This window comes from Acinetobacter bereziniae LMG 1003 = CIP 70.12, from assembly GCF_000368925.1.
GTDB classification, from domain to species: Bacteria; Pseudomonadota; Gammaproteobacteria; order Pseudomonadales; family Moraxellaceae; genus Acinetobacter; species Acinetobacter bereziniae.
The window spans coordinates 1,372,580-1,383,521 of the sequence record NZ_KB849756.1; the positions used below are offsets into that span (position 1 = coordinate 1,372,580).

General features: G+C 38.8%; 10 protein-coding genes. 6 read left to right on the top strand and 4 right to left on the bottom strand.

Features of this window, described 5'->3' with window-relative positions; translation table 11 throughout:
- Positions 1 to 28: 28 nt before the first annotated feature.
- The 4 genes from F938_RS16285 (at position 29) to F938_RS16300 (ending at position 5,571) form a co-directional block, all read left to right on the top strand.
- Entirely contained in the window at positions 29 to 1,402 is a 1,374-nt protein-coding gene (locus F938_RS16285) for a uracil-xanthine permease family protein (protein WP_005033523.1), read from the top strand.
- 70 nt (positions 1,403 to 1,472) lie between these two features.
- Entirely contained in the window at positions 1,473 to 2,504 is a 1,032-nt protein-coding gene (locus F938_RS16290) for a class I SAM-dependent methyltransferase (RefSeq protein WP_005033525.1), read from the top strand.
- 2 nt (positions 2,505 to 2,506) lie between these two features.
- On the top strand, positions 2,507 to 3,970 hold the full coding sequence (locus F938_RS16295; RefSeq protein ID WP_004829930.1) for an amino acid permease: 1,464 nt from the start codon (positions 2,507 to 2,509) through the stop codon (positions 3,968 to 3,970).
- Positions 3,971 to 4,365: 395 nt separating this feature from the next.
- Positions 4,366 to 5,571, top strand: coding sequence for an RtcB family protein (locus tag F938_RS16300; RefSeq protein ID WP_005033529.1), 1,206 nt, complete (start codon positions 4,366 to 4,368; stop codon positions 5,569 to 5,571).
- 68 nt (positions 5,572 to 5,639) lie between these two features.
- Here the strand turns inward: F938_RS16300 and F938_RS16305 are convergent, their stop codons facing one another.
- The 3 genes from F938_RS16305 to omp38 all read right to left on the bottom strand — a co-directional run bounded on the left by F938_RS16305 (position 5,640) and on the right by omp38 (position 7,850).
- A complete protein-coding gene (locus tag F938_RS16305) occupies positions 5,640 to 6,170 on the bottom strand; it encodes a hypothetical protein (protein WP_005033532.1) in 531 nt (176 codons plus the stop codon).
- A 76-nt stretch (positions 6,171 to 6,246) separates the two neighbouring features.
- Positions 6,247 to 6,702, bottom strand: a complete 456-nt coding sequence (locus F938_RS16310; protein WP_005033535.1) for an OmpA family protein — start codon at positions 6,700 to 6,702, stop codon at positions 6,247 to 6,249.
- Between the two features lie 116 nt (positions 6,703 to 6,818).
- Positions 6,819 to 7,850 carry an outer membrane protein Omp38 gene (gene omp38, locus F938_RS16315; RefSeq protein WP_004829936.1) on the bottom strand — a complete coding sequence of 344 codons (1,032 nt, stop codon included), beginning with the start codon at positions 7,848 to 7,850 and terminating at the stop codon, positions 6,819 to 6,821.
- 484 nt (positions 7,851 to 8,334) lie between these two features.
- Here omp38 and F938_RS16320 point away from each other — a divergent pair, with 484 nt between their 5' ends.
- Entirely contained in the window at positions 8,335 to 8,757 is a 423-nt protein-coding gene (locus F938_RS16320; RefSeq protein WP_227549134.1) for a GspH/FimT family protein, read from the top strand.
- 116 nt (positions 8,758 to 8,873) lie between these two features.
- Positions 8,874 to 10,049 (top strand): thiolase family protein, encoded by a 1,176-nt coding sequence (locus F938_RS16325; protein WP_005033539.1) that lies wholly within the window; start codon positions 8,874 to 8,876, stop codon positions 10,047 to 10,049.
- 423 nt (positions 10,050 to 10,472) lie between these two features.
- On the opposite strand, the gene F938_RS16330 is transcribed toward F938_RS16325, so the two are convergent.
- Positions 10,473 to 10,793: a DUF2834 domain-containing protein gene (locus F938_RS16330; RefSeq protein WP_005033541.1), complete on the bottom strand. Its 321-nt coding sequence runs from the start codon at positions 10,791 to 10,793 to the stop codon at positions 10,473 to 10,475.
- Between the last annotated feature and the right edge of the window lie 149 nt (positions 10,794 to 10,942).

Genomic DNA, 10,942 nt, shown 5'->3' on the forward strand with positions numbered 1-10,942 from the left:
CCATCTCGCAGCTTCCTCTTTCTGTACCATGTCTGATTCTCATACCTCTTCCGATCAAAAACAGGGTCAAATCGATCTTATTTATGGTTTAAATGATCGTCCAAAACCACTTATCGCATTTTTTGCTGCTTTACAACACTTATTGGCGATTATCGTTCCAATTGTGACCCCGGGTTTACTCATTTGTTTAGCACTAGGCGTATCGCCTCAAGACACCAACATGATTTTATCGATGTCTTTGGTGATTTCAGGGGTAGCTACTTTTTTACAATGCAAAAAAATTGGACCTTTTGGTGCAGGTCTATTGATCGTACAGGGTACAAGCTTTAACTTTATTGGACCAATGATTGGGATTGGTTCTGCAATGGTAGCAGCGGGTACTCCTGTTGAAGCAGTCATGGCTTCTATTTTTGGTGTGGTGATCGCAGGTTCATTTATTGAAATGGGTGTATCACGCATTTTACCTTGGGTGAAAAAACTCATTACACCATTGGTGACAGGAATCGTGGTATTGCTGATTGGATTGACCCTAGTTAAAGAAGGTCTTATCAGTATGGGGGGTGGCAAACAAGCGATGGATAACCATACTTTTGCCAGTACAGACAATCTAATTATGTCATGTACAGTATTGGCGATTATCATCTTACTCAATCGATTTAAAGTGGTTTGGATTAAGAGTTCTGCAATTTTAATCGCCTTAGTGATTGGATATATTCTTGCAGGCTTTATGGGCTATTTAAATTTTTCAGGCTTAAAAGATGCCCCATTAATTCAAATCCCAACACCTATGCACTTTGGAATTAGTTTCTCTTGGAGTTTGTTTATTCCAATGGCATTCATCTACCTTGTGACCTCTCTAGAAGCAATTGGTGACGTGACTGCGACCTCAAAAATCTCAAACCAACCTGTTGATGGTCCTGTTTGGATGGAGCGAATCAAAGGTGGTGTATTGGTCAATGGTGCAAACTCATTTCTTGCAGGGCTGTTCAATACCTTTCCAAGTTCTGTTTTTGCCCAAAATAATGGTGTGATTCAATTGACAGGTGTTGCGAGTCGATTTGTCGGTATTTGGATTGCGATAATGCTCATCATTCTTGGATTATTTCCAGCTGTTGCTGGAATCATCCAAGCTGTGCCTCAAGCCGTTCTTGGTGGTGCAGTCATGGTGATGTTTGGTGCTGTAGCAGCATCGGGAATTAACATTTTATCGGGAATTCAACTTGACCGTCGTGCCTTGTTGATTATTGCAATTTCACTTGCACTTGGCTTAGGTGTTGCCCAAGTTCCTCAAATTTTAGAACATTTACCAGAATTACCACGCAATATCTTTAGTTCTGGTGTTGCGACAGGCGGACTAGCTGCCTTAATTTTAAATTTAGTTTTGCCTGAAACTAAAAAATAACGAATCAATTCTTTATAATGCCCAGCCTAGACTGGGCATTATTGTTCAATTTTAATGATGGATGGTGAATATGGAGCCAAGAAGTGAAGTTGTCATTCGACAGCATGACTATCTCTCTGGACGTGTTTTATTGGTCAATGCACCAACGGATGATCTACTTTCAAATTTAGCTCATGACATCGAGGCAAGTGTTTGGACTTGGAATTACAATGAGTTCCAATATTTCCAAAACCAACAAGCCAACGTGCATTTTGGAACAGACATGGCAGAGGCTGATTTTGATCAAGCTATCGTTTTTGTCCCAAAATCCAAAGAATTACTCAATTATGTTCTGCATCAGTTGGTTGCTCGTTTAGCAATCGGCGCTTCAATTTTTTTGGTTGGAGAAAAGAAAGGCGGTGTTGAACGTGCTGCAAAACAATTATTGCCTTATGGTCAAGCCATAAAATTAGACAGCGCACGTCATTGCCAAATGTGGCAATTGACGACTGATAAAACCGTGACTCCGAAACCGCTCGCACAATGGGCGCAAGAATACAATGTCAGCACGCCTTCAGGTGATCTTCGCATTTGTGCCCTACCTGGTGTATTTAGTCAAAATCGATTAGATATTGGAACTGCTGTACTATTGCCTTATTTGAAACAAGTCACTTCAGGAAAAATTGCTGACTTTGGATGTGGTGCGGGGGTCATCAGCGCATTTCTCTCAAAACTCAATCCTAAAAATCGTATTTTTGCTTTAGATGTTGATGCTTTTGCTTTAGCTTCAACACAAATGACGTTTGAAAAGAATCATCTACCTTTAGAACAACTCGAAATAAAAGCAGTGACTGGAATTGAGGATGCGCCATTGTTTTTACATGCCATCGTCAGCAATCCACCGTTTCACCAAGGTATTCAAACCGACTACAATGCCAGTGAAACATTATGTAAAACTGCAAAACGACATTTAAAATCAGGCGGTGAATTATGGATTGTGGCAAACCGCTTCCTAAATTACCCATTACTCATTGAGCAGAGCTTTGGTCAATGCATTACAAAAGCCGATCAACAAGGCTTTAAAGTGCTATTCGCCAATACTCAAAAAAGCAGTAAGGAATAACGATGAGCGAAACAGATCATCCACAACTCCAGCGTAAGCTTGGAGCACGACATTTAAACATGATCGCGATTGGCGGTTCTATCGGTACAGGATTATTTCTTGCTTCTGGTCAAACCATTGCCACAGCAGGTCCAGGTGGAGCACTACTTGCCTATGTACTGATTGGTATTATGATTTATTTCTTAATGACCAGTTTGGGTGAATTGGCAACCCACAATCCAACTTCAGGTGCATTTTTTACCTATGGTAATAAATATGTAGAAGAAGGCTTTGGATTCGCTCTGGGTTGGAACTATTGGTATAACTGGGCAATTACTGTTGCTTTTGAGCTGGTTGCAGTTCAGTTCATTATGAAGTTTTGGTTTCCCGATATTCCTGGATTCTGGTGGAGTGCAATCTTTCTCGCCATTATCTTCTTTATCAATGCATTAACCGTCAAAGGCTTTGGTGAAAGTGAATTCTTATTCTCCTTGGTCAAAGTCATTGCCATCCTGTTCTTTATTGTGATTGGCTTATTCATGATTGGCAAAATCATGTTAGATCCAACAGATTCAATTACAAAGAATTGGACTATTGGTGATGCACCTTTCGTGGGTGGATTCCAAGCCTTGGTCGGTGTTGCCATGATTGCAGGATTCTCATTTCAGGGAACTGAAATGGTAGGCGTTGCTGCGGGTGAATCTAAAGATCCAAAGAAAACCATTCCGATTGCAATCAAACAGATCTTTTGGCGAATTCTGTTATTCTATATCTTATGTATTTTTATCATCGGTACCTTGGTGGCATATACAGATCCAAATCTTGCTCTTGCCGCTGAAGGCGACGGTAATATTACCCTTTCACCATTTACCTTATTGTACGAAAAAGCAGGATTAGCTTTTGCAGCAGGATTAATGAATGCGGTGATTTTAACTGCGATTATGTCTGCGGGTAATTCGGGCATGTATTCATCAACACGTATGTTATTTGATATGGCTCGTGAAGGAAAAGCACCACGAATTTTCGCTAAACTCGATCTGCGTGGCGTGCCAATGAATGCACTCTATGCCACGACTGCAATTGCAGCACTGTGTTTCTTGACCACCTTTATTGGTGAAAGTGTGGTATTTACGTGGCTGTTAAATATGTCAGGAATGTGTGGTTTTATCGTGTGGTTAGGTATTGCAGTCTCGCATTATCGCTTCCGTAAAGGCTATTTGGCACAAGGTCACAAACTGGAAGATTTAGCGTATCGAGCAAAATTCTTCCCATTTGGTCCTTGGTTTGCATTTATTCTCTGTGCCATTATTATTCTTGGACAAAATTCAGAGGCTATTCTTGCAGGCAAATGGATGAGCGTGCTGTCCACTTATATCAGTATTCCGCTGTTCCTTGTGATTTGGCTTGGTTATAAATGGAAGCATAAAACTAAATTTGTACCTTATGACAAAATGGATGTCAGTCCAATTTCAGTGGAAAAAGAATAAATCAGCGTATTTAGATAAAGCAGCTTTCGAGCTGCTTTATTATTTTTTAGCTTAAAGGACCCTGTTTAATCTAAAAAAATTGGCGGGATGGATTGACAAAGTTTTTTTTATTTATAGAATAGCGCCCATTGGATAATATCCAAACAGAATTTTGGTCTTTGATTTTCGAATCAAAAAATAAACAGGAGTACGACATGCAACAACTTGAGAAAACATTGAATTAAGATTAAATCGTCGTCTACTCACGGACACTGATTTAATCAAAGTGTCCGAATGTCAGTTTCAAACCTAGCATTCGCTAGGTTTTTTATTGCCTACTGAATCCAAGTCATGGATGGGTAATATTTATTTAAAACTTTCGGACAATAAAAATAATTTGCTTAGAGAATGAAAAAATGGGCATACAAATGATTTTGAACGCCAAAGCAGAATATGGCGTTCCTGTAAAAATTTATACTACGGATGTAGATGAAGAAAGCCTGACACAGCTACGAAAGATGTCACAGCTGCAATTTATTCACTCGCATATTGCAGTCATGCCTGATGTACATTTAGGTAAAGGGGCTACAGTAGGTAGTGTGATTCCGACTAAAAATGCCATCATTCCTGCTGCTGTGGGTGTGGATATTGGTTGTGGAATGAATGCTTTAAGATTAAGTCTAAAAGCTGCTCAACTTCCCGACAACTTGAGTAGTTTACGTAACGCGATTGAAAGAAAAGTTCCTGTTGGCTTTGAAATACACAAGCAAATTAAAGCCAAAGCATCAACACTTTCACCTTTAGATAAAAAACTAAAGTTAATTACTGACAAGCATCCAGCATTAAAACGTATGTTACGTAGTTTTGATGTCACTTGGCAGAAACAACTTGGAACTTTAGGGGGTGGAAACCACTTTATTGAACTTTGCCTTGATGAAAATGATGATGTTTGGGTCATGCTACATTCGGGCAGTCGTGGTTTGGGCAATGTGATTGGTACGTATTTTATTGAACGTGCCAAAAAAGAAGCGCAAAACCGTTTTGGTCATGTGCCTGATAAAGACTTGAGCTATTTTGCAGAAGGTTCAAGCAACTTTGATGATTATGTTGAAGCTGTTGAATGGGCACAAGAATATGCTTTTGAAAATCGCCGTGAAATGATGCGTTTAATTTTGGAAGCCATTCGTCCATTATTACCCAGCTTTCAGATGACCAAAGAAGCGATTAATTGCCACCATAATTATGTGCAAAAAGAGCTTCACTTTGGTGAAGAAGTCTTTGTTACCCGCAAAGGTGCAATTCGTGCAGGGCTTGATGAATACGGAATTATTCCGGGGTCAATGGGCGCGCAATCCTTTATTGTAAAAGGCAAAGGCAATCCAGATTCATTCTGTTCATGTTCACACGGTGCAGGACGGAAAATGAGTCGAACAAAAGCTAAACATTTGTTCAATCAGCAAGATCTAATCACACAAACTGCTGGCGTTGAGTGTCGTAAAGACAAAGGCGTGGTAGATGAAATCCCTAGTGCCTATAAAGATATTCATCAAGTTATGGCAAATCAAAGCGATTTGATTGAAGTGGTGCATACCCTTAAACAAGTATTGTGTATTAAAGGCTAAGTCTTAATTGTAGTTAAGCACTTCCTTTTTGTGAGTTTCGATTTGCAAAGAGGAAATCGAACGCAAAGTTAACTGTATCGGAGCTTAGGACAATATTCACGAATGACGATGACCTGTTGGCAAATACCTTCAGCCTGGCGTTGTTGTTCAAAAATATTTTTTTGCATTGGATCAAAGCTATCATAAAAACATATTTCTTGATCATCAATTGAATACACCAAGGAATGATTACCAACCCCCTCTAAAGTGTCATAATAAACAACTATGGCATAACCCTGTTCAATGTTGGTTTGAATATCTTGATAAGTTAAGGGTTGTTCAATAGCCAAACCTAGACGATTTGCCTCTGTGTAATGCTCAATTTCTTTGAAGTGAATATTGGGATCTTCTGCTGTATGAAATACAACATCAAAACCTAATTTCTTAAGCCCAACTGCCAAGCCTATTGTAAATGTTCCATCTTCAGAGTCATGCTTGCAAAGCTGAACGAGCGTTTGAATATCAACTTGGATAACATAATTTTGCATCAGCATCCAGACCGCAAAAATACCGCCATTGGCTTCTAAATTCAGTAATTCATCGGGAAGTTGTAGACTCATTCACAATCCAAACACTTAAAAAATCTGAGTAAATCATTATAACGTGTATAGAAAAAAATTGAGTTCTATTGTGAATTTACTTAATTTTTAAAATAACAGTGACCCGTCTATTTTTTGCTTTACCTTCCGCAGTTTTATTATCTGCGATAGGCTTTGTTGGACCCAAACCAAGAGTAATCAATTGATCAGGATTAACCTTATATTCACTCACTAAATAATCTTTGACGATATTTGCACGTGTCAATGAGACTTTATTATTGGCAGCCAATGAGCCTGAACTGTCTGTATGTCCTTCGATATTAAGCACAAAATTTTTATTGGTTTGCAATAACTGTGCAGCAACTGATAAAGCTGGGCGATATTGCGGATCGATTTCAGTCGATTTCGGCTGAAAATATATAGAAAGCCCATGTTTCAAAGACTTTACTTCGTTTGGATATTGTTTTTGGATGGAAACAGTATTGCTATTTATGGGCGTAGACGTGCAAGCAATTAAACTCAACAACATCAATCCTAGAATCACGTATTTCATGACTAACCTATAATTATTGATTTTTGCTTCAGTTTTATTTAGATATTGATCAATTATATGTATTTCCAATAAAAAAGCGACTCAATTGAGTCGCCTTTTTTTAACTAAATAATTAATTATTTAGTTACAGTACGGCTACCAGTGATCGTCGCGAATACACGACGGTTCATAGCACGACCTTCTTTAGTTTTGTTGTCAGCAATCGGTTGATCCCAAGCGAAACCTTGAGTAGACAAACGAGATGCATCAATGTTGTACTCGCTTACAAGCGCTGATTTAACAGAGTTAGCACGAGCTAAAGATAAACGTTCGTTTAACTTACGTGGACCAGTGTTATCTGTGTGACCTTCAATACGAGCAGTCGCATTCGGGAATGTATTCAACGCATCAGCTACTTTAGCAACTTCTGGTTTATACTGATCTTTGATGTTTGATTTGTTTGTATCAAAGAACACACGAAGTTCCATGTTCAAATCTTCAGTAAGAACTTGTGGAGCTGGTTCTACTGGAGTTGGAGCAACTGGAACCACTGGAGCAACTTCTACTACAGGAGCAGCAGGTTTCAAGTGACCACCAAGAACTACGTTAAGACCTGCAAGAGCAGTATAGTTCCAGAATTTTTCGTCAAAGTTATAAGTACCACGAGCTTCAGTACGAAGAGATAAAGCATCGTTTAAGCGCCAGAAAGCACCAACACCCGCGTTACCTAAAGTACCTTCTTCGTTGTTGTGGTAAGACATGTCATCAAGTTTGTACTTGTAATGACCAGCACCTAACAATACGTATGGCTTGATTTTGCTGTCATAGTTTTTAGTGATCAAATCAGAAGTAGCATAGAAGTTACCGTTGATTTGAGTTTGCTTGTATTCAGAACCAGCAACGCCAGTACCGTCAAGATCACCTTTAACTTGGTTATATTCAGCTTCGAAACCTAACCATGGAGTAAGTTCAACACCAAGTGCAGCACCAACGAATAAATCGTCTTGTAACTCAGGACCGTTAGTTAACTCGCCTTTGTCACCACCGTTGTTGTGTTGAGAGTCTTGGAAAGTGTAACCAAGCATTAATGGTGTAACAGTTACACCAGCATTAGCAGCAGCGAGTGGAGCAGCAACAAGCATAGCAAGTGCGATACGACTCAATTTCATGGATATCCTCCAGAGATAACAATTGTTGTTCAAGCCTAGCCTAAAATTTATTGGCTACCCTGAGATAAATTTTAATACCCCAGTATTATTTTTAAGCTACTCACGTTGAATCATACAAACACTTGAGGCTTTTTCCAAGTGCTTGATAACTTTAATCAAGTAAATTATTGACAAAATTACTTACAATTTCCGTTGTAATTCGGTAACTTTCTACTCAATTTTTTTTCGTGAATCGCTTATCTTTTTACTACCTGTATTTTAGCAGTAAAAGAAAGTGATAGTAATAAATATTTTACTACAAAAGCGTTTCAATAAGATTTAATAGACAAGTCATTATTTTTCAAATAAAAAACAATACTTAACAGAAGATTAAAACATGTATTTTTATTGTAAAGAACAAGGTTTTTCTTTGTTTGAGCTTATAAGCATAATTGTTATCGTTGCAATAATTTGCCTAATCAGTTTGCCTTTTTATCATGATTGGATGCAAAAGCAAGAATTTCGATCGATTCATCCCATGATTCAACAGCATGTTTCTTATGCAAGAAGTCAGGCATTGGCACGACGAACAACGGTTGTCATATGTTCGTCGGAAAGCTTGATCCAATGTGAAAAAAACACGTGGCATAAAGGCATAATTATTTTTACAGATCGTAATAAAAATAAGCAGATTGACGATGGCGAGCTCATACTCCTTAAAACTGAAAAAAATATTAAATATGGAACCTTGACTTGGATTGGGAGTGCCAGTAGCCGTGATGTCTTGACCCTTCAAGGTGATACCGGACTACCACGTGGTTCACCAGGCAGTTTTTACTATTGTGGGCATCATGATACTGACAACAATACCCGCTATAAAATCGGACGAATGGCGACTTTAAATAAGGAGCCTACTGAAAAATGTTAAAAACTGTTCTCTAGCGTCTACATATATTGCATATTCAGCATTTATTCTTGTGCTGTTTTTTATATACTGCTTAAGTTTTGGATATATTTAACAAGAATCATGTGGAGATCAGAACAATGACTGACATCGTAATTGTCAATGGTGCACGTACTGCAATGGGCGGTTTTCAAGGTAGCCTAGCCAATGTCACTGCGCCTGAATTAGGTGCTATAACCATTAAAGAAGCAATTGCGCGCGCTGGTTTACAACCCAATGATGTAGAAGAAGTCATTATGGGTTGTGTACTCCCTGCTGGTTTGAAACAAGGTCCTGCTCGTCAAGCGATGCGTAAAGCTGGCTTACCTGATTCAACAGGTGCAGTCACAATCAATAAACTATGTGGTTCAGGCATGAAAGCTGTTATGCAAGCCGCTGATGCGATTAAAGCAGGTTCTGCAGAGATCATTGTTGCTGGTGGTATGGAGTCGATGACCAACGCACCATATCTACTGCCGAAAGCCCGTGGTGGATATCGTATGGGACATGGTGAAGTCAAAGACCATATGTTCTTTGATGGACTGGAAGATGCTGAAACTGGTCGCTTAATGGGATCTTTTGCACAGGATATGGCGAATAGCAAAGGTTATAGCCGTCAACAAATGGATGACTTTGCCATTCGTTCTTTACAACGTGCTCAAAAAGCCATTACTGAAGGTTGGTTTAAAGACGAAATCGTACCTGTGACTGTTTCAGGTCGTAAAGGTGATGTGGTTATTGATCAAGATGAACAACCGTTTAATGCCAATATTGAAAAAATTCCAACCTTACGTCCAGCATTTGCTAAAGATGGAACCATCACGGCTGCAAATGCCAGCTCAATTTCGGATGGTGCATCTGCTTTAGTTTTAACCTCTACAGATGTTGCAAAGGCAAAAGGTCTGCAACCTTTAGCAAAAATTGTGGCTTATGCTTCAAACTCTCAACATCCATCTGAATTTACCATTGCCCCTGTAGGTGCAATCCAAAAAGTTTTAAATAAAACAGGCTGGGATGCTCAAGATGTCGACTTATGGGAAATCAATGAAGCTTTTGCTATGGTCACTATGTGTCCAATCGATGAATTCAAATTAGATGCGGAAAAAGTCAACATCAATGGTGGCGCCTGCGCATTAGGACATCCTGTAGGCTCAACTGGCTCACGCATTATCTTGACGTTGATCCATGCATTAAAACGTACAGGTGGCAAAAAAGGTATTGCAGCATTGTGTATTGGTGGTGGTGAAGCAACCGCTGTGGCGATTGAAATTCTTTAAGCTTTTTCTTATAGATTAAAACTCACTGAAATAAAAAGGCATCACCATTATGGTTGATGCCTTTTTATTTTAATGTCATTCGATAAAAAACCAAATCCATCCCACGCCTCTGTTAAAAGGCTCAAGCCTATATGCTACCAATCAATATGATTCACTTCATATCAATAGAATATCTTTGCTTTTTTTCATCAGCCAATCTTGCCTGACATTGCGATCGTGAAGCGACATGAATGTCTTCATGTTGAGTGGGAGTATATGAGCAAAAACAAGGCTCTATTTTGTTTACAGTGCAAGAAGAGCGTTAAAAAAATTGATTGAGTAAAGTAACGCTTCGCCTACGCAAATCAGTGAAAACTTTTCTCAAAATATAAGACTGTAAATGCGCCTTGTTTATACCATGTAAATTTTCAAGAATGCTGTGATTTATACCGCTCTTTGTTCAAGGTGACATTGTTTCATATATAAAAATAAAGGCAGCCCGACTGATGCTCCGCCCATCAGCGAAGCAATGACAGGGACCCATAATCTATTCATTTTCAGTTGTTGACCATCCTGTATCACCATAACGACAATCACCACAACGGTGACAATGACATCTAGCCATGCAAATGCAGCGATTGGGTTATCAATAATTTGCTGAAAAAACAGGGTTAAGTTTAATCCATGTTGATTTAACCACAGGATAAATTGTGAGAATGGAAGAATGATTCCAAGGAGGGTCAATAGCGCGTATATTCTTTTCATGATTATTCCTTTCTAATTAAATTGACCTTATTTTCAAAAGATTTAAATATAACCTGAGTTCGATAAAAATCCTTGATGAAAGATGATACATCCAAACCGCCTGATTATTCATACAAGTGATTTGGATGATTCATTTATTTTGTACTTTT